This is a genomic window from Acinetobacter sp. CAU_H_60 (assembly GCF_058599385.1).
Map to the genome: position 1 here is coordinate 1,793,189 of NZ_CM178653.1, position 22,261 is coordinate 1,815,449.

Here is a 22,261-nt window from a genome sequence, read left to right on the forward strand (position 1 = left end):
CCCGACCGACAAAATCGGTTTTTATTACAGTCATTTAAAGCACCTTTATATATAGCTTAGTTTGGCAATATCAGGCATAATGCCCTACAACGTAGCGGTGTATTATGATTAGAAGGGTGTTTTGTAAAAAAACGGCCTCTTTTATCATGCGACACTTTAATCGCTATCCCATATTAAATTAGGGAATGGGACTCTTCACCGAGGTTGTAAAATGAGACAAACGATTTTAGCTGTATTGTCTTTATCAACGATGGCTGCACTTTTAACAGGGTGTGGTGGTGATCTAGTACTTCTGAACTCTAAGGGTCCAGTTGCTGAAGGCCAAAGTAGCCTGATGATGACTGCGATTTACTTAATGCTATTGGTGGTAATCCCATCAATTATCATGGCATTATGGTTCGGTTGGAAATATCGCGCATCGAATAAAGACGCAGACTATAAACCTACATGGGCACACTCTACTGCGATTGAAATTGTAGTTTGGGGTATCCCTGTCATTATTATTGGTATTTTAGCTTGGTTAACTTGGTGGGGTTCCCACAAGTACGACCCATACCGCCCACTTGAGGCAGATAAAGCACCATTAACAGTTCAGGTTATTGCTGAACAGTTCAAATGGATCTTCATCTACCCAGAACAAAACATTGCGACTGTAAACGAAATTCGCTTCCCAGAGAAAACTCCGGTAAGTCTTCGTTTGACTTCTAACTTCACGATGAACTCATTCTTCATCCCTGCGTTAAGTGGTCAGATCTATGCAATGGCGGGTATGCAAACTCACCTGAACTTAATGGCAGACGAAACTAGCCCAGCTGAAGGCTACCGCGGTTTCTCTTCTAACTATTCAGGCTATGGCTTCTCACAAATGCGCTTCCGTGCACATGCTGTGACTGATGCTCAGTTTGCTGAATGGGTAGCTGCAGTTAAAGCAGGTAACGGTACTTCAGTAAATCCAGAAGCAGTTCAAAAAACTGTTTTAGACCAAGCTGAATTTGCAAGCTTGCGTGACGGTAACCGTGGTAAACACCAAATCGAAGCGATTATTGCAAAAGCTACGACTCCTGAAGAGAAGGCTGCTGCTGAAGCAATGAAGCCTTACCCAACTAAGCCACATCCAGTGACTTACTACTCTTCTGTTGAGCAAGGTTTGTTTGAATCTGTGATCAATAACTACATGAGTAACTATCACGGTGCTGATCACTCAGCGTCTTCTGTTGCTCACCAGGAAGCAGCTGCTTCTGAAGCACATGTAGATGTTGAACATGCGACTGCTTCTCAAGGAGAATAATTCATGAGCTTCTTAGGTAAGTTAGGTCCAGATGCAATTCCGTACGATCCAATCGTACTGGTAACTGTTGCAATGATGATCTTAGGTGGTATCGCAGTTGTTGCAGGTATTACCTACTTCAAAAAATGGGGCTACCTGTGGAACGAATGGTTCACATCTGTAGACCATAAAAAAATTGGTATCATGTATATCTTTGTATCAGTGATCATGCTGGTACGTGGTTTCGCCGATGCGATCATGATGCGTCTTCAGCAGTTCCTTGCAAAAGGTGGCGGCGAAGGTTACTTGCACCCAGAACACTATGACCAGATCTTCACCGCACACGGTGTGATCATGATCTTCTTCGTGGCAATGGGTCTTGTTGTTGGTTTAATGAACATCTCTGTACCGCTTCAAATCGGTGCACGTGACGTTGCATTCCCATTATTAAACTCTTTAAGCTTCTGGCTGTTTGCTGGTGCTGCAGGTTTGATGATGGTTTCACTTGCTCTAGGTGAATTCGCTGCGACTGGTTGGATGGCTTATCCTCCACTATCAGGCATTGAATACTCTCCTGGCGTCGGTGTGGATTACTACATCTGGGCACTGCAGATTTCAGGTCTGGGTACGCTATTAACGGGTGTTAACTTCTTCGTTACCATCATCAAAATGCGTGCGCCTGGCATGAAACTGATGGAAATGCCAATCTTTACCTGGACATCTTTATGTACAGCAGTATTGATTATCGCGGCATTCCCAGTATTGACTGCTACTATTGCAATGCTGTCTCTTGACCGTTACTTCGGCTTCCACTTCTTCACAAACGAGCTAGGCGGTAGCCCAATGCTTTATGTGAACTTGATTTGGACTTGGGGTCATCCAGAAGTATACATTCTGGTATTGCCAGCATTTGGTATTTACTCTGAAGTTGTATCGACTTTCGCTCGTAAAGCGTTGTTCGGTTACAAATCAATGGTATATGCAACAGTTGCAATTACAGTATTGTCATTCGTTGTATGGGTTCACCACTTCTTTACCATGGGTGCAGGTGCCAACGTTAACGCGTTCTTCGGTATCATGACCATGATTATTGCGATTCCTACTGGTGTAAAAATCTTCTCTTGGTTGTTCACCATGTACAAGGGTCGTATCGTTTACACTACCCCAATGCTATGGACACTTGGCTTCCTTGTGACTTTTGGTATCGGTGGTTTAACAGGTGTATTGATGGCGGTTCCACCAGCGGACTTCCTGGTACATAACTCTTTATTCCTGATCGCTCACTTCCATAACGTAATTATTGGTGGTGTAGTATTCGCGATGTTCGCGGGTATCATCTTCTACTGGCCGAAAATGTTCGGTTGGAGACTGAATGAGACTTGGGGTAAAGCAGCATTCTGGTTCTGGTTCTTCGGTTTCTACTTTGCATTCATGCCACTTTATATCCTTGGTTTCATGGGTATGACTCGTCGTCTGAATACATTTGATAACCCAGACTGGGATCCATATGTAAACATCGCAATGTTCGGTGCAGTTCTTGTTGCACTTGGTATTGTATGTTTCATTATGCAAATCGTTGTTGGTTTCCTACAACGCGATCAACGTCTAGATTTGACTGGCGATCCATGGGATGGTCGTACGCTTGAATGGTCTACATCTTCTCCTGCTCCGTTCTATAACTTTGCTCATCTTCCAAAGATCAATGGTATTGATACTTTCTGGATCGAGAAAGAAAACGGTGTTGCTTATGCAAAACCTACGAAGTACGAAGATATCCATATGCCGACTAACCGTGCTGCTGGTTTCATTATCGCAATGTTCATTACTGTTATGGGCTTCGCGTTAATCTGGCACATCTGGTGGTTAGTAGCGGTTACTTTCGTAGCAGCTATCATCAGCTTCATCGTGTCTTCTTTCACCAAGAAAGTGGATTACTATGTTCCTGCTGCTGAAGTTGAGCGTATTGAAGGTGAACGTTATGCGATCCTTGAAAAACACTTGAAGAAGGACTAAGACCATGGCTGAAGTACTTCATCACGATAACCACGGACACGATGAGCATCATCATCACGATGATACCGACATCACTGTCTTTGGTTTCTGGACTTACTTGATGAGTGACCTTATCCTTTTCGGTACACTCTTCATTGCATTCGCTGTTTTAAGTAGCCACGTTCCATTAGGCACTCCAAGCGCGCGTGATCTGTTTGGTGATTCATTAGGTTTCGTTTTAACTGAAACGTTTGCCCTTTTGATCTCTTCCGTAACTTTTGGTTTTGCCGTTCTAGCTGCCTACAAGAAAAACGTTGGTCAGGTTCTTACCTGGTTAGCGATCACTTGGTTATTTGGTGCTGCCTTCATCGGTATGGAACTTTATGAGTTCAATCATTTAGTTCATGCTGGTCATGGCCCTAGCACTTCTGCGTTCCTGTCTTCGTTCTTTACGCTGGTAGGTACACACGGTATCCACGTGACTTCAGGTTTGGTATGGATGATCGTGTTAATGATTCAAATCAAGAAATATGGTTTGACTCTACCTAACACTCGTCGTCTTGCGTGCCTAAGCTTGTTCTGGCACTTCCTTGACATCGTATGGATCTGTGTATTCAGCGTAGTTTACTTGATGGGAGTTCTATAATGAGTCATGATCATAACGCTGCTGGCGAATCACACGGTAACATGAAGCAATATACTGTTGGCTTCATCCTGTCTGTTGTCCTTACTGTAATTCCATTCGGTATGGTCATGGCAGGTGGTTTTAGCCGCGGTATCTTGATTACTGCTATTGCAATTACTGCAGTCGCTCAGATTCTTGTGCAATTAATTTACTTCTTGCACATGAACTCTTCTTCAGAGCAACGCTGGAACGTAATTGCATTTGTGTATACCATCTTAACCATCGCTATTCTTTTAGTGGGTTCTGTATGGATCATGAACTACCTACACTACAACATGATGATCTAAACTGGTTGTCATGCTGAAAAAGTATTTATTCCTGACTAAGCCAGGAATTCTCTTCGGTAACTTTGTTACCACTTTGGGTGGCTACTTCGTAGCCACTCAAGGTTCTGTAGATTTCCTTCTCCTGCTTCTTACTCTTATTGGTACTACTCTCGTAGTGGCATCAGGATGCGTGGTCAATAACGTTATTGATCAGGACATTGACCAAAAAATGCAGCGCACGCAAAATCGCGCACTTGTCAAAAAAACCATTTCTGTACCTGTTGCTCTCGCCTTTGCTTTTGTACTAGGTATGATCGGTTTTGGCATTTTATGGTTCTGGGTAAATGCATACGCTTTCCTATTCGCAGTTATTGGTTTTGTCGTATACGTTGGTTTTTACAGCTTATGGACAAAACGAACAACTATTCACCAAACACTGGTAGGCAGTATTTCTGGCGCAGCACCGCCTGTGATCGGTTATACCGCAGTTGCAGGTCAGTTTGACTTAGGTGCCCTTTTAATTTTTCTAGGGTATGCACTCTGGCAAATGCCTCATTCATGGGGAATTGCAGTTTACCGTTTTGAAGATTACAAAAATGCAGGCATTCCGATTCTGCCTGTCGCCCGTTCAATTCGACGTACCAAGATCGAATCTTTGATCTACGTGATATTGTTCGGAATTACCATGAATGCTTTATTTGTTTATGGTTATGCAAACTGGATCTATCTGGTGGTATTGAATCTGATGACGCTTTACTGGATCTATCTCAGTATTCAGGGCTTTAAAGCTGAAGATGATCAGGCATGGGCAAAACAGTATTTCATGTTCTCGGTCAAACTGATTACCGTGATCAGTATTATTTTCAGTTTTACCTCTACTGCCCCGCAGAATCCAATCATATTCTTTTAAGAAGATAGAGTTTTACTCTATCTTTTTTAATTCTTCTGCTAAATCCATAATTCCTTTCAAGCTTACTTAAAGTAATTGTGTTTCTTTTAGAAATTTAACTCTTGTAAATTTTTCATTTGTTTCCATACCTGCTTAAACATTCATCATCTGGCAAGATTTGCTTGTATTTCAGCCCCAAAACCACTAAACTTCACGCTTCGCATATTATGCGACACAACCAAGGTTGTGACTCCTTGCTTCAATTTCACTTAAATTGGGGCTGTTTAAACCGTAAGGAGCTGACAATGCGTCACTACGAAATCGTACTATTGGTACATCCAGACCAAAGCGATCAAGTTGTGGGTATGGTAGAACGTTACCTGACTCACATCAAAGAAGCTGAAGGTCAAATCCACCGTCTTGAAGACTGGGGCCGTCGTCAATTGGCTTATCCAATCAACAAGATCCACAAAGCTCACTACATTCTGATGAATGTTGAGTGTGGTCAAACTACTCTTGATGAGCTAGAAGAATTGTTCCGTTATAACGATGCAATCATTCGTAGCCTTATCATCCGTCGTGAAAACGCTATCACTGAAGAGTCACTATTGGCTAAGAGTGCTGAAGAAAAACGTGCGCGTAAAGCTCAACGTGAAGAAGCACAACAAGCTCAAGACTCTGCTGAAGCATAAGGAGAACCTAACATGGCACGTTTTTACCGTCGTCGCAAGTTCTGCCGCTTTACAGCTGAGAACGTTACGTACATCGACTACAAAGATATCGACACTTTAAAACAGTACATCACTGAAAACGGCAAGATTGTTCCTAGCCGTATTACAGGTACTAAAGCTCGTTACCAACGTCAGCTAGCACTTGCTATCAAACAAGCTCGCTACTTGTCTTTGATCCCTTACACTGACAATCATAAGTGAGGTTGAGCTGTGGATATTATCTTATTACAACGCATTAAAAACCTTGGTAAACTTGGTGATAAAGTTTCAGTTAAAGCTGGTTACGGCCGTAACTACTTGATCCCTCAAGGTAAAGCAGTTGCAGCTACTGAAGCTAACACTGCTGCTTTTGAAGCTCGTCGTGCTGAACTTGAGAAACAAGAAGCTGAAGTATTAGCTGCTGCTCAAGCACGTGCTGACCAATTGAACGAAGTTAACATCGTAATCACTGCGAAAGCTGGTGATGAAGGTAAACTGTTCGGTTCAATCGGTACTCGTGACATCGCTGACGCGTTGACAAATGCTGGTCTTACAGTTGACCGTGCTGAAGTTCGTCTTCCAAATGGCGCGCTTCGCAACACTGGTGAATTCAACATCGCAATCCAATTGCACCATGATGTTGCTGCAGAAGTTCTGGTTACTATCGTAGCTGAGTAATTTCTCACCGAAAAAAGGGCATGCTTTGGCATGCTCTTTTTTTATCTCTAAAAAATATAATCTGCTCAACAGTAGAAAATTCAATTTATTCTTCGTGTTCACAAAAAATTGCACTTCGCATTTTGGATCAGACCGCGTATCATTTCATCTCGTAGTGAATAAACCTTATTCATCTCCGACAATATTTAACCATTGTATTTAAAATCAGGGATTTATATGTCACAGGCGAATGCCAGCAAAAAGGCACCTACCGCTAAACCAGAAATTGTTGCTGATACCCAACTTAAGGAGTTCCGTACTCCCCCGCACAATTTAGCGATTGAACAGGCTGTACTTGCTGCCCTTATGACTGTGGCTGAATCTTTTGAACAAGTCGGCGATGTACTCACCGAAAATGATTTTTATGCGACCCGGCATAAATATATCTTCCGTGCCATTGAACAGCTTTCTAAGGAAAATTCGCCTTATGATGCAGTACTGGTTCATGACTGGCTCATCAAGCAGAACTTACTCGATGCGGTCGGTGGTGAAGAATATTTAATGCAGCTGATGGCTGATTCGCCTTCGAGTTTTTATAACCTGGAAACCTATGCCGGCAAAATTAAAGAGTTCTCTACTTTACGTAGCATGATCAAGGTCAGCTCTGAAATTTTACAGAATGCCTATGACACTAAAGGCCGTCCGGTGAGTGAAATTCTGGATCTGGCCGAAACTAATATTTTCTCGATTGCCGAACAACATAATAACAATGCCAAGGCTCAAGGTCCGAAAGCGATTAATACCGTTGTAGCTGATGTATTCGATAAGCTAAATGAACTGTCCCAATTAGAAGGTTCAATTACCGGTCTGACCACCGGTTTCGTGGAACTAGACAACAAAACTTCCGGTATGCAGGCTGGCGATTTAATTATTGTCGCAGCCCGTCCTTCTATGGGTAAAACCACCTTTGCCATGAACCTGGTCGAAAGTGTGCTGTTTAACAACAACCTCCCTGCGCTGGTCTATTCGATGGAAATGCCAGCGGATTCGATTGCGATGCGTTTGATTTCGTCATTTGGCCGTGTACATCAGGGTCACTTACGTGCTGGTAAAATGGACAGTGATGAATGGTCAAAAGTGACCAGTACCATTGTGCATTTACAGGAAAAGCATCTTTATATTGATGATTCCTCAGCACTACCACCAACTGAGGTACGTGCGCGTGCGCGTCGTATTGCCAAAATGCATGGCGGTAAGCTCGGTTGTATCATGGTCGATTATCTTCAGTTGATGAAAGTGCCGGGTATGGGTGATAACCGTGTAGGCGAGATCTCGGAAATTTCTCGAAGCTTAAAAGCCTTGGCCAAAGAGATGCAGTGCCCTGTGATTGCCTTATCACAGTTGAACCGTTCTCTAGAGAACCGTCCAAACAAACGCCCGGTGATGTCTGACCTTCGTGAGTCTGGTGCGATCGAGCAGGATGCCGATTTGATCATGTTTATTTACCGTGACGAGGTTTATAACAAAGAATCGAAAGAAGCCGGCACTGCCGAGATTATTATCGGTAAACAGCGTAATGGTCCAATTGGTACAGTTCGTCTGGCATTTGAAGGTCAATATACCCGTTTCAGTAACCTCTCTCCTGAGTTCTATGCCCAGTATGATGATGAAGAGTAAGCATTCAAGATTAATCTGATTCCAAAAAAGAGGCCGAGATGGTCTCTTTTTTATTTAGAATGCTTGCTGTGCATGAAATTATATAAATGAGCATGTCCATTTATGGTAGATAGGTCTACAATATTCGCAATTCTGAAATGACCGCTTTTGTTTTTACAATCCCGTTATTTCTCTCCCTCTTTTGTGTGTTTCACACGATATTATTTTTGTCATCCCGCAGGAGTATCTAGGGTGCGCCAAGCTACAGTTTATATTGACAGTGAAGCACTGCAATATAATTTAAACCGTGTCAAACAACTTGCCCCAACCGCTAAAATCGTCAGCATGGTCAAAGCCAATGCTTACGGACATGGAGTTAAAGACTGCTTAGCAGCCTTAAAAGATAGTGATGCCTTTGGGGTCGCCTGTCTGGAAGAAGCCCTGGAAATTCGTGAACTCGGCTACCAGCAACCCATTACCCTAATCGAAGGCATTTTCTCTGCAGATGAAATGCAGGTTGTGATCAATCAGAATATTGAAGTCATTGTGCATCATCAGCCACAACTGGACTGGTTACTGGCAAATAAAGAAGCCTATATTGCGAAAGGCTTAAAAGTTTGGGTGAAACTCAACAGCGGTATGAACCGTCTTGGTTTTAAAATTGATGTGATTAAAAATGTGATCAATCAATTAAAAGCAGAAGGTTTTACCTGCGTGCTGGCGATGCACTTTGCCAATGCTGATGCGGAACATCCTCTCAATGAACAGCAAATCCAGCAGTTTCTTGAAGTAAAAAATGACTGCGCACCTTTAATGGGTTCTTGCTGTAACTCAGCTGCGATCTATAAATATCCAGAATTGCATTTTGACTTTGTTCGTCCGGGCATCATGCTCTACGGCGCGACTCCATTTGCAGACAAGACTGTACATGATCTGGATCTAAAACCAGTCATGACTTTTACTGCCGAAGTGATTGCATTGAATAATATCAAAGCGGGTGAACATGTCGGTTATGGTTCTACTTTCACTGCTGATCAAGATATGACTTTAGCCATTGTTTCTATCGGTTATGGTGACGGTTATCCACGTGCTTTCCCTAAACAGAACCATGTAGCGATTAATGGTCAGCAAACCCGTGTGATTGGCCGTGTCGCAATGGACATGATTGCCATTGATGCAACGGGTCTCAATCTGGAATTAGGTACTGAAGTCGAACTATGGGGCAAATCCCGTCTGATCGATGATGTGGCTGAAGCCAATGGCACCATTGGTTATGAATTACTTTGCCGTATGTCTGCCCGCCCGGTACGCAAACTGGTTTAAAGAAAAACTAGCCAAAAATAAAAAAGCCCAATATAAATTGGGCTTTTTATACGGTCAGTATTCAAGCTGATTTTTGCTCTTCATTTTCGATTAATGACAGTTCAAGTAATAAAGCATCTACTTGTTCCTGGTTAAAATCATTAGGCGTAAAAACTTCAAATCCCATCTCTTGACAGAATTGTTGAATAGAACTACGTTTAGAAATATATTTCATTGACCAGTCGCCAAAAGTACGCTGCTCAATCTCTTTAGTTTCAAATAGTTTAATATTTTTATGGCGTGAATCTTTAGATAGTCTCTCTGTCAGTAAAGCTTTTAAAACCAGACATTCACCCTCCAGGCACTGGAAAAAATGTCCATCAGCAAAATAAAGCACACCTGTTATTTGATTAGGATGATTAAAATCACGTGCTTCTTTAAGGATATCCGTTAAATCTTGAAGTAAGTCGGCTTTGGACGAGGTACTTTCACTGGCGTAACAAAATTGGTACATGCGGCTAACCTCTATTCTTATCTATGCAATATCTTATAGAAGTTAGCACTGTACACTAAGCAGTCAATTTTTACTAATTCTTATAAAAAAAACTTATTTTTATTCCTATAAATATTATAAGAAATAATCATTCGATGGGGTGGGTAATTCAGCCAGGCCTTTCTTTAAAGTTTCAGACCATTGCCGGCTAATATCCGTAAAATACTCATCGTCTTCAGCAATACGCTTACCCTTTGGCATCATTAAACTGTCTTTTTTATAGACGAGTACATCTAACGGCATACCGACAGATACATTTGAACGTAAGGTAGATGCAAAAGAAATTAGCGAACAACGTAATGCCTCATCGAGTGGCATATCATAGGTCAAGGCACGATCCAGAATCGGCTTACCATATTTACTTTCACCAATCTGGAAATATGGCGTATCCCGTGTCGCGCAAATAAAATTGCCTTGCGGGTAGATATGATAGAGTTGCATTTCCTGATTTTTAATCTGGCCGCCGACCAGGAAATTACAATAGTAAGTACTTTGTTCCAAACTATCATCTGTGACATTGGCAATTACTTTTTTAAGCGTATTGCCCATCAGTTCCGCAACATCAAACATAGTTGGCAAACTCAGGATATTCGGTTCTTGCCTGAGTTCTAGCTGATTTCTGATATGTCCGATCACTGCCTGTGTTGTTGCCAGGTTTCCGGAGGCCTGGAGTACGATGACGCGCTCCCCATCTACCCCAAAGGTATATAATTTTCGAAATACCGAAATGTGATCCACACCGGCATTGGTGCGTGTATCACTGATAAATAGCATACCTTGCTCTAAACGAAGGGCACAACAATACGTCATTTTTTGTCCTTATTAATGAATTAACATCCTAGTACCTGGACGATGGAATACATGGATTCCACACCGCCTTCTTCTCTTACACCACGTACTGGTGCAACATCCCAATAGTCGCGTCCCACCGCGACATAGACATGCGCACTTGGCGTAAATAACAGATTACTCACATCAAAACAGTACCATGCCTGTTCAACAAATACCTCAGCCCAAGCATGACTCGCCAGATGTGAGGCATTCTGTGCATAAAGATAACCTGATATATAACGTGATGGTAAACCTAAATGTTTACACATGGCGATAAAAATATGACTGTGATCCTGACAGACACCCTGACGTGCTTCAAAAGCATCAATCGCAGAACCCTGTACCGTAGTACTATTTGCTATATAAGGAACGTGTTCGAGTACGGCTTGGGCCAAGCCGATTAAATGTTTACGAGTTAATGCTGGAACATGCCGCCCTGCAAAATCCTTCATCTCTGCATTACATTTTGTGGCTTCAGTCGGCTGTAAAAACAGATATGGATTTAAGGAATCATTTAAGCCCTGCTCATGCTTGAGATTTAGCTCAACGATGCCTTGTGCCATGATCATCAGGCTATGATAGGATTCACGCTGTGTACTTGTCATCCAGAGATTTTTAAAGGCATCATGCCGAATCACTTTCTGACCCGGTACACTGACATCCCAATAATGCACTTTCTGATGCTCATTGGTGGAAGGCATCATTTTGATATACTGAATACTGTTCCTCACCTCGGCTGTGTACGTATATTGCGTTTGGTGATTCACCATCAATTTCATACATCAGCCTCGAACAAGCGATGAATATGATCACTAAACTGGTAAAATTGCTTCAGATCAGGTGCGGCACGTAACTGTGTCCAGTATTGCTTTACACTGCCCCAGCCAATTTCACAGAGTGTATCCACGATATAATCGATTTTACATAAGGTACGGGTCGTATCTTCACCGAGACGTAACTGCTGATCAAGCTGTTCCAGACATTGGCCCAGACTGAAAAATAGAAATACATCTGATGATTCTGCTTCCAGAATTTCGGCACAATCTGTCACGACATCGCAGATATAACCGGCATTCTGATCGGCAGTTTTAATCAGTTTCAGTAGTTCGGAATAGGCTTTGCTAGACAATACACCGCGTAATTCCTGAATATTGTCTTTTGCCACCTGAAACTGCTGGGTAAATGAAGTCGGCTGGGTACTATCCAGAACCAGCTCATTTAATGAACTGGCATCAAACGCAGGCAAACAGAAAGCATGTGCATAAGCCACAGCAGCTTCATCATCTAAAAATGGAAAATGCGAACATAAAAACTGGGTACGAGATAAATAACGGCCTAACCAAAAAATATGTTGCGCATTGGTATTTAACAAAACCATGACGTTATCCTTCTTTGGAATGTTATGAATGTAAGTTGTCGACTACCCAGGTATCTTTGATCCCGCCACCTTGCGATGAGTTGACCACCAGTGAGCCTGCCTGCATGGCTACCCGGGTCAGACCACCTGGCACAATTTCAGTGCGGTAAGGTGAGCTCAAGACAAAAGGACGCAAATCAATATGTCGTTCAGCAATACCAAAATTGCTTAAAGTCGGACTGACCGACAAATCCAAAGTTGGCTGCGCAATATATAAATGCGGCGCAGCTAAAATCTTATCTCTGAAAATATCAATATGCTGTTGAGAGGCTTGTGGCCCAATCAGCATGCCGTAACCGCCAGAACCTTGTGCTTCCTTGACGACCAGCTGATCCAAATTTGCCAATACATAGTCCAGATCTTCGGGATTACGGCATTGGTAGGTTGGAACATTATTTAAAATCGGTTTTTCACCTAAATAAAAATGAATCATTTTATCGACATAAGGATAAATCGATTTATCATCTGCCACACCTGTACCCGGTGCATTTGCGATTACAACATTATGCTGTAAATATGCGGACATTAAGCCTGGAACACCCAAAGTACTGTCTGGTTTAAAGCACAGTGGATCAAGATAGGCGTCGTCGACCCTTCTATAAATAACATCAACCTGTTGACGCCCACGTATCGTTTTTACATAAACCTTCGAGTTCTCAACAAAAAGATCACGTGATGTCACTAAAGGCACATCCATCTCCCTTGCAAGACAGGCGTGTTCATAGTAAGCGCTATTGAAACGACCTGGAGTCAAAACTACGATGAAAGGATTATCGGTATAGGCATTTTCCGCCAGAATTTCTTTTAAGAGTTTTGGATATTGTTCAATACCAGCAATATTGGATTGCTCAAAGACTTTTGGCATTAACTTCTGGCTGATCTTGCGGCATTCCAGCATATAGGACACACCAGATGGCGTTCTCAGGTTATCTTCTAGTACATAAAATTCGCCTTTGGAATCCCGGATAATATCGATCCCGCTAATCTGGCTATAGATACTGCCTTTCAAATGATGCTGGTACATATGCGGCTGATACGCTTCATGAGTCAGCACCTGAAGTTCAGGGACAATATTGGCTTTGAGAATATCCTGCTGATGATAAATATCATGTAGAAACAGGTTTAAGGCTCGAACGCGCTGTGCTGAACCGAGTGCCACCATATTCCACTGTTTACGGGCAATCACCCGGGGAATTACATCAAAAGGAATAGTCCGCTCAGTGCCTTGCTCATCGCCGTATACGGTAAACGTAATACCGTCATAAAGAAAATGTTCTTTTGCTACTTCATTTAGCTGATTCAGTTCATCCAGTGTATGCTGTGTCAGCCATTCTTCAATTCGTTGACCTGCTTGACTGTTTATTACCTGATGATCACGCATTTCATTGAAAAATTTCGAGGAAATCTCTTGGTATAAAAAATGCGGACTATACTTAATTGAAATATTGAGTGCTGTAGTATCTGTAAAATTTTTGCTTAAATCTGCTGCAGTATGATTTTCTACTGTTGTAATAGTATTTGTATCCTGGCTTTCTTTTAGCATACAAACCTCGTCATTGTAATCTATTATAATAAAATCAGAGCAATATCCATGCCATTACATCCGTTTCGAAGTCTGTATTAACCCAGTAAAGTGCCTATTCACTCAATATCATTTTTCACCAAGATGTTTACGGATTGTAGGACAATTGTTGCGCAGAATAACTTGCGAAAAAAATCCAGATTTCTTATTGTGGTAAGCTCATATTTAATTTGTTTCCACTGATTGCCAGTAAAAATACATTATGTCAGCACAAGAAAAAGAAACCTCCAATAGCCTTTACCGCCAATGGCAAATCTTGTCGCGTCTTTCTACCGGCAAATGGATGGGAACCCGTGAACTCCAAGAAATCCTGAATCGTGAAGGGATTGAGATCAGTCTGCGTACCATTCAGCGTGACCTGAACCAGATTGCCCAGCGTTTCCCGATTGAAAGCAGTAAAACTACACCCCAAGGCTGGCGCTGGCGCTCAGATGCGCCTATTCAAAGCTTGCCGCACATGACCAGTTCACAGGCGGTGACCTTTATGATGGTTGAGGAACACCTGAAACATCTGCTGCCGCCTAGTCTGATTGAAGAAATGAATCCCTGGTTTGATCTGGCTCGACGCAGCCTGTCATCACAAAATAATGTACGGCAATGGATTAACCGGGTCAGAATCGTGCCCGCCACTCAGCCACTTATTCCGCCTGTAGTCGATAAAACGGCCCAACAGGCGATTTACGAAGGCCTGTTACAGGACAAACAGCTGGAATGTGTTTATCAGGGTCGTGGTCATAATGGCGAAGAGAAAACCTATATTTTAAATCCGCTGGCATTAGTACAAAAAGGTTCAATTATCTATCTGGTCTGTACCCGTCATGATAAATCGGATATTCAAACCTTTGCCCTGCACCGTTTTAAATCAGCGGTGGTGCTGAATTCTCGTGCCCTGCATCCGGTAAATTTTGATATTGATGAATACATCGAATCTGGCGCTTTAGGATTCCGGGTCGATTTTAACCAGCCAACAGAAAATGTATTGCTTCAACTGAGCATGCCTGAATCTGATGCACACTATTTTGAAGAAAGTCAGCTAAGCAAAGATCAAAAAATTGAAAAAATTGAAAATGGCATGGCTCTGATTAGTGCTACTGTGCCTTTTACCTCGCAACTGGTCTGGTGGTTGCGCAGTTTTGGCAATAAAATCAAGCATATCGAACCAAAAATAGTGGCAAATGCTGTTTATCAAGCGAATGACACTGATTCAGCTTCTTCCAAAGAATAAAAAAGTCCCCATTTTGGGGACCTGATCAATTTATTATTTTATTTTTATTATTGCTCTGGTGGTCTGCTACTGAGCCAGTCTGCTTTCCTCTTGCCCCAGAAAACAGACCGGATGTGTCACATTAAAAATTAAAGAGTCTGACAACATGAGCAAGCCAGCTCTGCCTTATTAAAACGAATCGATTTTTTTATCATAATTTACACTCCTGCTATTGGGATAAAAATTACTATAAAGCGCTTAAGCCTGTTTTTGAAATAAAAAGAATGCATGCCTTTTGCACAATTTTTCCATAGAAGATTATTTGGAAAATTTATTATCTATCTTGAAGTCAGGTATAACCACTATCATTCCATTTTCAGCAAGCTTATAAAATTAAAAAACAATTCTATGCTTGTATAAGCCAGGCAGCTCTGCACATTATTAAACGCTATCGTAGTGGAAATAGGGATTTAATTTCATAATGGCTAACCCTGCGCAATTAGTACGACACAAATTACTTAATACTTTCTTTTCACGGCATTCGGTCTGGTTTGCCTGCATCACCATCGCCGTTATTTTTACGATTTTTCATATCGGTTATGAACCGCGCTATATCTATTATTTTATGCCGGCAACTTTGGTGAATACCTTATGGATCGTCAGTATTCTGCTGAGCCTGCTAGGCTTATATGACGTCTTGCAGAACAGACATTCAATCTTAAAAAATTACCCGATTATGGGTCATTTCCGCTTTATCTTTGAAGAATTCCGTCCTGAAATTCGTCAGTATTTTATTGAAGCGGATCGGGATGCCCTGCCATTTTCACGTATGCAGCGCAGTCTGGTGTATCAACGGGCCAAAAATGAAAATTCAGATAAGCCCTTCGGCTCAATCATGAATGTCTATGAAGAAAACTATAAGTTTATTAGCCATTCCCTCACCCCTTGCAGACCTGCCGATCCAGAAACCTTCCGCATTCTGATTGGCAATGAGCAGTGTACGCAGCCCTATTCTGCTTCAATTTTGAATATCTCGGCTATGAGTTTTGGCAGTTTAAGTGCTAATGCGGTTCGGGCTTTAAATCTTGGTGCACAAAAAGGCAAATTCTTTCACGATACCGGTGAAGGTAGTATCAGCCCTTATCATCTGGAACATGGCGGTGACATTGTCTGGGAAATTGGTAGCGGCTATTTTGGTTGCCGGACCTTAGAGGGTCAGTTTGATCCGGTGAAATTTGCAGAAAAAGCCAAACTTCCTCAAGTGAAGATGATTGAAATCAAACTCTCACAAGGTGCAAAGCCTGGACATGGCGGGATTTTACCTAAAGCCAAGATTTCAGAAGAAATTGCTCAGATTCGCGGGATTAGCCGTGAACATGACTGTGTCTCACCTTCTGGACATCCGGCGTTTAAAACCCCGATTGAAATGATGAATTTCATTCAACAACTACGTGAGCTTTCTGAAGGTAAGCCAGTCGGATTCAAGCTTTGTCTGGGTCAACCTTGGCAATTTATGAGTATGGTGAAAGCCATGCTACATACCAAAATTTATCCTGATTTTATTGTGGTAGATGGATCTGAGGGCGGTACCGGTGCTGCACCAATTGAATTGATTGACTATATGGGTACTCCTTTAAGAGAAGGTCTTTTGTTTGTGCACAATACCTTGGTCGGTGCAGGATTGAGAGACAAGATTAAAATTGGTGCAAGCGGGAAAATTATCAGTGCCTTTGATATTGCTAGTACCATGGCACTTGGAGCTGACTGGGTCAATTCAGCGCGCGGATTCATGTTTGCAGTCGGATGTATTCAGGCTCAAAGTTGTCATACCAATCAATGCCCTGTGGGAGTCACTACTCAGGATAAAGAGCGTCAAAAAGCCCTGCATGTCCCGACTAAGGCCGAGCGAGTATTTTATTTCCATAAAAATACAATGCATGCCCTGTCTGAGCTAATCGCTTCAGCAGGTTTAAAACATCCTTCTGCTATTAAACCGCATCATCTGGCACAGCGAATCAGCAATCATGAAATCAAGAACTTTGCCCAGATTCATTTCTGGCTTAAAGAAGGTGAATTATTACACTGTGAAAATAAAGATGAGGAAAACTTTTATTTCCGTATGTGGAATATGGCCAAACTGGAAAGTTTTTGAGCCTATAAGAATCAAAACTTAGTCAAATTAGACAAGAAAAGGGCGTTTACTAAAACGCCTTTTTTAATTGAGAGCGAGATAATTTAATAATAGGTCTTACTGCCATGCGCATGTAAAAAGGCTGGAATTAAACCCGTTAATGCTGCACGAATATCCGCGCGTTCATTAATCAATTGATGTGAACCTTCTTCCAGCATTAGCAAAGTTTGCAGGCGGAACTTGCGCCGGATAAATTCAATATTGTAACGCCAGTCCACTGTCTGATCCTGAGCACCTTGAGCTAACCAGACAGGGATTCGACAGGCTGGACGTGCTTCCATTTCCAGCATCCAGCGTGACATCGCCAGAATCCAGTCCATACCCATCATGCGGGGTTGTAAAGGATCTTTGAGTCGGATAAAACGTAGAAATTCAGGATTATGGTTATTACGGCGGAAATGACGTGGTACTTCACGCTTGATCCGGCTGATAATGCCGAGTCCGAGCGGATTATGCCACCAGGCAGTTTTAGCCGGACGAATCAACGGTGACAATAACAGCACGCGATCTACAAACGGATTTTCGCGTCGTTCTGCAAATTCGAGCAAATGGTGCATCCAGATCGCACCACCGGTACTTTGTCCAATACCGACCCATGGTTTAGGTAATTGCTCGGCATGCTTCACATAACGATATACCGCATGCAAAACCTGCTGGTAATGATCAAAATTCTGGATACTGGCAGATGAACCATCGCTGAGACCATGCCCCGGCAGGTCATAGGTCAGGACGCTAAAGCCCTGTTCCAGCAACTCACGTACGATCGGCTGATAAATTCCGCTATGTTCCAGATATCCATGTAATAGAAACGCCGTTCCCTGAATCTTGTCAAAACGGGTATTTTCCAGATTAGGTGTAAATACTTGCACATGCAGTTTAAACAGCGGCATCTGTACATAGCCCTGCCAATGCTTGCAATCCAGCAAATCAAAGCCATACAGTCTGCGATAAGACAGCAGATCAATAGTCGGCTGGTCATCCCTATTCAGGTTTAAGGGCTGCAAAAGCTGTGGCGTTGTTTCCCTGCTTGGCACAGGTAAATCCAGCTGTTTCAGGATGGTCGGATTTAAAAACGGAATATCAGACATTAAGGCACCTCCCGACAGTCACTGGAGCCAAACCACATATCGCGGATAGTGGCCAGCATTTCATAATTGGCACGGCGACTATGATCATAATTTTGTCGGCTTGGACGCCAACGGGTCAAGGACTTCGGCATCGGTGCTTCCACTGGAATGGTTTGAATACCATTCAGTGCAAACAGACGACGGGTACGCGGCATATGATAACGGTCGGTAATCAGAATCACAGTCGGTGCCCCACCTTTTTTTTGCAATAATAACGAGCTGAAACGGGTATTTTCACAGGTATTCATGCTGCGGTCTTCAAGCAATTTGGCATCGACATTGTAATTTTGTAACCAGCGCTGCATATACGGCGCTTCCACACCACTCAATACGATCGGTAACTGATACTGTTTTTCAACTGCGAGTGTGGTTTCCAGACGCAAACGGGTATAGTCATTGACCACAATATCCTTACCATTTTCATGCAAGGTTAGACCCCCACCCAAGACCACAATGGCATAAGGTTTAGACTGATTGACCGGTTTCTGTTGCTGCTGTTCTTGCAGTAAAGCCAGATCTTCCTTGATTTCTTCTTTCGCTGTGACCTGAACGGCACTCGCTTCTTCATCTTCCAGAGGATGAGTCGTCAAGAATTCAATATATTGCTCAATGCGTTCTTTGTTTTCATTACTATCCCATTCCAGCAGTTCGCGGACCTTCTGAGTCGGGTCAACGGCTTCCACAGGTTCTTGCTGGGATAATAAAGGCACTTGTGCGGGTTGGTTCTGTTCTGCTTTTTCTTCCTGCTGTTCACGCTGATGTTCTTCAATCATCTGTTGCAGTATCTTGTAGCGTGCCTGAATCAGCATCAGATTGGACGAATGATTTTTCTGGATATCCTGCTCCATCACACGCAAATAAGCCTGACGGGCAATCCACTGATCAGAACCTGGTTCAAGCGTATCATCTTCACTCAGGGAAGCCATTTTCTGGCTTTGTGCTGCAACTTCGTTAATTTCAAAGGACACAAATCGATTGAGTCCCTTAACCACGAGCTGAGAATAAAATGGCGAATAGATCAACATCACCAAACAGCCGAAAAATACAAACAGTCCTGCGACGATTTGTACTAAACGGACCATCCAATGGGTGTTTTTCATATACGTTATTTATCCTGATGAGATCGAATTAAGCCTTTACAATCAAATAATACCGGTTCAGGTTCGAGCATAATCTTGAATTTGTCCCAGACAGCCTGCTGTACTGCGCCATAGGTTTGACGGACATCCGTCAGAGAAGCATGACCATAGTTCACCAGAACCAGTGCCTGTTTATGGAACATGCCTACTGGCCCAAGCTGTTTCCCCTTCCAGCCTGCCTGATCAATCAGCCAGCCTGCCGCCATTTTAACCTGATCATTGGCCTGCGGATAATGGGGCAAATTAGGAAAATGCACAGCAATTTGGTCAAAAACCTGTTGATTTACGATAGGATTTTTAAAGAAACTTCCCACGTTTGGAAATTCTTTAGGGTCAGGCAGTTTGCTCTGACGAATCCGGATCACCTGCTGCTGCAAGTTTTCTGCTGTGAGATTATCACCCACCGCTGCTTTAAGATCACCATAATTCAGTTTCAGATTTGCCTGTTTTAATAATTTAAAAGTAACATATGTAATCACATAACGTGTTGGATCATCTTTAAAAATACTATGACGATAGGAAAAATGACAGTCTGAGGCAGGAATGGAATCAAATTTTTTCAGCTTACGGTCATAGACCTCTACCGCATGAATAAATTCGCCGACTTCGACACCATATGCCCCAATATTCTGCACGGGAGATGCACCGACTAGTCCGGGAATCAGGGCCAGATTCTGCAGACCATAGAATTTCTGTTCTGTCGTCCAGAGTACGAAGTCATGCCAAACTTGACCCCCACCTACTCGCAGAAATTGATGCTGCTCATTTCCTTCCAGCATTTCAATGCCCTGGATATTCATATGCAGGACGAGTGCGTCAATCTGTTCTGGCAATAACATATTGCTACCGCCAGAAAGAATCAGCACATTCAGTTGTTGCTGCTCAGCAAACTCCAGTGCAGTAATCAGGTCTTCAGTTGATTGGATCCGGCTGTAGTAAGCGGCAATCGCTTCAAGATTTAGCGTGTTAAAAGGTTTAAGTTGAACCTGAGTCTGAATCTGCATGACTTAAACCTTTTCTGTTTGATGTTGTTTAAAAATTTCTACCCAGGCCTGACTGCTTGACTCACATTGGTTCAGGACACGTTCAAAACCATCTGCCCCACCATAATATGGGTCTGGTAAAGCCTGTTTTGGATAGTGCTGATCATGTTCACTCATTAAAGCAACCTGGGCACGCAGGCGTCCGAATTCTGCCTCTGCCTGATGCTGAAGCGCCTGAATATCTGCCAGATTTTCCAGATCCATCGCTAGAATCAGATCATAATCAATAAAATCATGGGTTTTGAGTTGACGCGCACGCAGGCCAGAAAGATCATAACCCCGTTTTAAGGCATGTTGCTGGCTACGCAAATCAGGTGCTTTCCCCGGATGGTAATTACTGGTTCCTGCTGAGTCGACCACAATATCGAGTTTCTGTTCATCACAATAATGTCTGAGTACCACTTCTGCCGTGGGAGAACGACAAATATTTCCCAAACAAACACATAACACCTTATATGGCGTTCTGGATGACATAAACAACCTCAGAGTTAATCATTTTCAAGATACTTATGTTAAGTTATTTACCTGATGAATCCTATATCACCGCCCCATAATAATTTTGTATTTGCGATAAAAATTAAAGGATAAAGACATGAATCGATTTCAGTTTCAAACCGTTCCCAACATCATCGCCGGCCTCGGCACGATTCAGGAATTATCCTCTATTCTCAAACAGGGCTGTTATCTGCGTGTTTTACTGGTCACTGATCCAGGCATGCTACAGCATCAATTACACCTGCCTATTCTGGAAATTATTGAAGATGCGGGACTGGATTATGCAATTTATTCCGATGTACAGGCCGATCCACCTGAGCATGTAGTGCTTGAAGCAGCAGATTTTGCCAAACAGGAAAATGTCGATATCGTAATTGGCTTTGGTGGTGGCAGCTCTATGGATGTCGCCAAGCTGATTGCAATCTTGAGTCATCCGGCACAGCACCAATCTTTGTCTGATCTGTATGGCGTAAATCAGGCTACTGGCCCCCGTTTGCCCTTGATTTTGGTTCCTACCACTGCAGGTACGGGATCTGAAGTTACTCCGATTTCAATTGTCACTACAGGTGAAACTACAAAAACCGGAATTGTGGCACCGATCCTGTTTGCAGATACTGCCATTCTGGATGCAACCTTTACCCAAAATCTGCCGCCCTTAATTACTGCTGCGACCGGCATTGATGCCATGGTCCATGCCATTGAAGCTTATACTTCTAAAATCAAAAAAAATCCCTATTCCGATATGCTGGCCAAGCATGCTTTGAAACTGTTAAATGCCAATCTACAACGTGTGCTGGACGATGGTCAGGATCTGGACGCACGTCAAAACATGCTGGTCGGCTCGATGCTGGCAGGTCAGGCCTTTGCCAATGCACCAGTGGGTGCGGTACATGCACTGGCTTATCCGCTAGGTGGACACTTCCATATTTCGCATGGACATAGTAATGCGCTGGTATTAACTGAGGTGATGAAATTTAATACACCGGATGCCAAAGCCCTCTATGCCGAACTGATGTGCTGGTTAGATCCACAAAGCAAAGGCTGTCATGATGGCCTGACTGACCTGTTTATCGATCATTTTAATAACCATCTGGTGAAAAGTGGCTTAACTCTGAAACTTAAACAGTTAGGAATTCCTGAACATATGCTGATGATCATGGCGGAAGATGCCATGAAACAAAGCCGCCTGTTACAGAACAATCCACGTGAACTTACTTTGGAAGATGCTTACAACATTTATCAGGCGATTTATTAA

General features: G+C 42.7%; 22 protein-coding genes. 13 read left to right on the forward strand and 9 right to left on the reverse strand.

Going from position 1 to position 22,261, the window contains the following annotated elements; genetic code table 11:
• The first annotated feature begins 211 nt into the window (after nt 1-211).
• The 10 genes from cyoA to alr all read left to right on the forward strand — a co-directional run bounded on the left by cyoA (nt 212) and on the right by alr (nt 9,445).
• Entirely contained in the window at nt 212-1,288 is a 1,077-nt protein-coding gene (gene cyoA, locus AC4MBN_RS08320; protein WP_005236020.1) for a ubiquinol oxidase subunit II, read from the forward strand.
• A gap of 3 nt (nt 1,289-1,291) precedes the next feature.
• Complete coding sequence (gene cyoB, locus AC4MBN_RS08325; RefSeq protein ID WP_180013021.1) at nt 1,292-3,280, forward strand: cytochrome o ubiquinol oxidase subunit I; 1,989 nt, start codon at nt 1,292-1,294, stop codon at nt 3,278-3,280.
• Nucleotides 3,281-3,284: 4 nt separating this feature from the next.
• A complete protein-coding gene (cyoC, locus tag AC4MBN_RS08330) occupies nt 3,285-3,905 on the forward strand; it encodes a cytochrome o ubiquinol oxidase subunit III (protein WP_004783873.1) in 621 nt (206 codons plus the stop codon).
• Entirely contained in the window at nt 3,902-4,231 is a 330-nt protein-coding gene (locus tag AC4MBN_RS08335; protein ID WP_171064814.1) for a cytochrome o ubiquinol oxidase subunit IV, read from the forward strand. Before cyoC ends, AC4MBN_RS08335 begins: the two co-directional genes overlap by 4 nt.
• 10 nt (nt 4,232-4,241) lie before the next feature.
• Nucleotides 4,242-5,120 carry a heme o synthase gene (cyoE, locus tag AC4MBN_RS08340; RefSeq protein WP_419364851.1) on the forward strand — a complete coding sequence of 293 codons (879 nt, stop codon included), beginning with the start codon at nt 4,242-4,244 and terminating at the stop codon, nt 5,118-5,120.
• Nucleotides 5,121-5,404: 284 nt separating this feature from the next.
• Complete coding sequence (gene rpsF, locus AC4MBN_RS08345; RefSeq protein WP_004696436.1) at nt 5,405-5,791, forward strand: 30S ribosomal protein S6; 387 nt, start codon at nt 5,405-5,407, stop codon at nt 5,789-5,791.
• 12 nt (nt 5,792-5,803) lie between these two features.
• Complete coding sequence (gene rpsR / locus AC4MBN_RS08350) at nt 5,804-6,031, forward strand: 30S ribosomal protein S18 (RefSeq protein ID WP_004278792.1); 228 nt, start codon at nt 5,804-5,806, stop codon at nt 6,029-6,031.
• Between the two features lie 9 nt (nt 6,032-6,040).
• Entirely contained in the window at nt 6,041-6,487 is a 447-nt protein-coding gene (gene rplI / locus AC4MBN_RS08355; protein WP_004783880.1) for a 50S ribosomal protein L9, read from the forward strand.
• A 216-nt stretch (nt 6,488-6,703) separates the two neighbouring features.
• On the forward strand, nt 6,704-8,143 hold the full coding sequence (dnaB, locus tag AC4MBN_RS08360) for a replicative DNA helicase (RefSeq protein WP_004783882.1): 1,440 nt from the start codon (nt 6,704-6,706) through the stop codon (nt 8,141-8,143).
• A gap of 231 nt (nt 8,144-8,374) precedes the next feature.
• On the forward strand, nt 8,375-9,445 hold the full coding sequence (alr, locus tag AC4MBN_RS08365; RefSeq protein ID WP_419364854.1) for an alanine racemase: 1,071 nt from the start codon (nt 8,375-8,377) through the stop codon (nt 9,443-9,445).
• Nucleotides 9,446-9,506: 61 nt separating this feature from the next.
• Here the strand turns inward: alr and AC4MBN_RS08370 are convergent, their stop codons facing one another.
• The 5 genes from AC4MBN_RS08370 to AC4MBN_RS08390 all read right to left on the reverse strand — a co-directional run bounded on the left by AC4MBN_RS08370 (nt 9,507) and on the right by AC4MBN_RS08390 (nt 13,768).
• Nucleotides 9,507-9,938, reverse strand: coding sequence for a BLUF domain-containing protein (locus AC4MBN_RS08370; protein ID WP_419364856.1), 432 nt, complete (start codon nt 9,936-9,938; stop codon nt 9,507-9,509).
• 114 nt (nt 9,939-10,052) lie between these two features.
• Nucleotides 10,053-10,787 (reverse strand): proteasome-type protease, encoded by a 735-nt coding sequence (locus AC4MBN_RS08375; RefSeq protein ID WP_419364857.1) that lies wholly within the window; start codon nt 10,785-10,787, stop codon nt 10,053-10,055.
• A gap of 20 nt (nt 10,788-10,807) precedes the next feature.
• The gene (locus tag AC4MBN_RS08380) at nt 10,808-11,587 is read right to left on the reverse strand and encodes a transglutaminase family protein (RefSeq protein ID WP_419364859.1); all 780 of its coding nucleotides are present in this window, start codon (nt 11,585-11,587) and stop codon (nt 10,808-10,810) included.
• Entirely contained in the window at nt 11,584-12,186 is a 603-nt protein-coding gene (locus AC4MBN_RS08385) for an alpha-E domain-containing protein (RefSeq protein WP_419364861.1), read from the reverse strand. Before AC4MBN_RS08385 ends, AC4MBN_RS08380 begins: the two co-directional genes overlap by 4 nt.
• 22 nt (nt 12,187-12,208) lie before the next feature.
• Nucleotides 12,209-13,768: a circularly permuted type 2 ATP-grasp protein gene (locus AC4MBN_RS08390; RefSeq protein ID WP_419364863.1), complete on the reverse strand. Its 1,560-nt coding sequence runs from the start codon at nt 13,766-13,768 to the stop codon at nt 12,209-12,211.
• 241 nt (nt 13,769-14,009) lie between these two features.
• Here AC4MBN_RS08390 and AC4MBN_RS08395 point away from each other — a divergent pair, with 241 nt between their 5' ends.
• Nucleotides 14,010-15,032, forward strand: coding sequence for a helix-turn-helix transcriptional regulator (locus tag AC4MBN_RS08395; protein WP_419364865.1), 1,023 nt, complete (start codon nt 14,010-14,012; stop codon nt 15,030-15,032).
• 460 nt (nt 15,033-15,492) lie between these two features.
• Entirely contained in the window at nt 15,493-17,163 is a 1,671-nt protein-coding gene (locus AC4MBN_RS08400; RefSeq protein ID WP_004783900.1) for an FMN-binding glutamate synthase family protein, read from the forward strand.
• 83 nt (nt 17,164-17,246) lie between these two features.
• Here AC4MBN_RS08400 and AC4MBN_RS08405 read toward each other — a convergent pair whose 3' ends face one another.
• The 4 genes from AC4MBN_RS08405 to AC4MBN_RS08420 are packed head-to-tail and all read right to left on the reverse strand — an operon-like array spanning nt 17,247 to nt 20,985.
• Nucleotides 17,247-18,290, reverse strand: a complete 1,044-nt coding sequence (locus tag AC4MBN_RS08405; RefSeq protein ID WP_005236036.1) for an alpha/beta hydrolase — start codon at nt 18,288-18,290, stop codon at nt 17,247-17,249.
• The gene (locus AC4MBN_RS08410) at nt 18,290-19,429 is read right to left on the reverse strand and encodes a YdcF family protein (protein ID WP_180002226.1); all 1,140 of its coding nucleotides are present in this window, start codon (nt 19,427-19,429) and stop codon (nt 18,290-18,292) included. Before AC4MBN_RS08410 ends, AC4MBN_RS08405 begins: the two co-directional genes overlap by 1 nt.
• A gap of 5 nt (nt 19,430-19,434) precedes the next feature.
• Nucleotides 19,435-20,472 (reverse strand): UDP-N-acetylmuramate dehydrogenase, encoded by a 1,038-nt coding sequence (murB, locus tag AC4MBN_RS08415; protein WP_419374611.1) that lies wholly within the window; start codon nt 20,470-20,472, stop codon nt 19,435-19,437.
• Nucleotides 20,473-20,475: 3 nt separating this feature from the next.
• On the reverse strand, nt 20,476-20,985 hold the full coding sequence (locus tag AC4MBN_RS08420) for a low molecular weight protein-tyrosine-phosphatase (RefSeq protein WP_419374610.1): 510 nt from the start codon (nt 20,983-20,985) through the stop codon (nt 20,476-20,478).
• A gap of 118 nt (nt 20,986-21,103) precedes the next feature.
• On the opposite strand from AC4MBN_RS08420, the gene AC4MBN_RS08425 reads away from it, so the two are divergent.
• The gene (locus AC4MBN_RS08425) at nt 21,104-22,261 is read left to right on the forward strand and encodes an iron-containing alcohol dehydrogenase (RefSeq protein ID WP_419364870.1); all 1,158 of its coding nucleotides are present in this window, start codon (nt 21,104-21,106) and stop codon (nt 22,259-22,261) included.

Excerpts from the sequence above, each read along its gene's own strand:
- AC4MBN_RS08410 (WP_180002226.1), bottom strand. The coding sequence starts at position 19,429 with ATGAAAAACACCCATTGGATGGTCCGTTTAGTACAAATCGTCGCAGGA.
- AC4MBN_RS08425 (WP_419364870.1), top strand. The coding sequence starts at position 21,104 with ATGAATCGATTTCAGTTTCAAACCGTTCCCAACATCATCGCCGGCCTC.
- AC4MBN_RS08390 (WP_419364863.1), bottom strand. The coding sequence starts at position 13,768 with ATGCTAAAAGAAAGCCAGGATACAAATACTATTACAACAGTAGAAAAT.
- AC4MBN_RS08375 (WP_419364857.1), bottom strand. The coding sequence starts at position 10,787 with ATGACGTATTGTTGTGCCCTTCGTTTAGAGCAAGGTATGCTATTTATC.
- dnaB (WP_004783882.1), top strand. The coding sequence starts at position 6,704 with ATGTCACAGGCGAATGCCAGCAAAAAGGCACCTACCGCTAAACCAGAA.
- AC4MBN_RS08405 (WP_005236036.1), bottom strand. The coding sequence starts at position 18,290 with ATGTCTGATATTCCGTTTTTAAATCCGACCATCCTGAAACAGCTGGAT.
- cyoB (WP_180013021.1), top strand. The coding sequence starts at position 1,292 with ATGAGCTTCTTAGGTAAGTTAGGTCCAGATGCAATTCCGTACGATCCA.
- AC4MBN_RS08385 (WP_419364861.1), bottom strand. The coding sequence starts at position 12,186 with ATGGTTTTGTTAAATACCAATGCGCAACATATTTTTTGGTTAGGCCGT.
- murB (WP_419374611.1), bottom strand. The coding sequence starts at position 20,472 with ATGCAGATTCAGACTCAGGTTCAACTTAAACCTTTTAACACGCTAAAT.
- cyoA (WP_005236020.1), top strand. The coding sequence starts at position 212 with ATGAGACAAACGATTTTAGCTGTATTGTCTTTATCAACGATGGCTGCA.
- AC4MBN_RS08395 (WP_419364865.1), top strand. The coding sequence starts at position 14,010 with ATGTCAGCACAAGAAAAAGAAACCTCCAATAGCCTTTACCGCCAATGG.
- rpsR (WP_004278792.1), top strand. The coding sequence starts at position 5,804 with ATGGCACGTTTTTACCGTCGTCGCAAGTTCTGCCGCTTTACAGCTGAG.
- rpsF (WP_004696436.1), top strand. The coding sequence starts at position 5,405 with ATGCGTCACTACGAAATCGTACTATTGGTACATCCAGACCAAAGCGAT.
- AC4MBN_RS08380 (WP_419364859.1), bottom strand. The coding sequence starts at position 11,587 with ATGAAATTGATGGTGAATCACCAAACGCAATATACGTACACAGCCGAG.
- cyoE (WP_419364851.1), top strand. The coding sequence starts at position 4,242 with ATGCTGAAAAAGTATTTATTCCTGACTAAGCCAGGAATTCTCTTCGGT.
- AC4MBN_RS08420 (WP_419374610.1), bottom strand. The coding sequence starts at position 20,985 with ATGTCATCCAGAACGCCATATAAGGTGTTATGTGTTTGTTTGGGAAAT.
- AC4MBN_RS08370 (WP_419364856.1), bottom strand. The coding sequence starts at position 9,938 with ATGTACCAATTTTGTTACGCCAGTGAAAGTACCTCGTCCAAAGCCGAC.
- AC4MBN_RS08400 (WP_004783900.1), top strand. The coding sequence starts at position 15,493 with ATGGCTAACCCTGCGCAATTAGTACGACACAAATTACTTAATACTTTC.
- cyoC (WP_004783873.1), top strand. The coding sequence starts at position 3,285 with ATGGCTGAAGTACTTCATCACGATAACCACGGACACGATGAGCATCAT.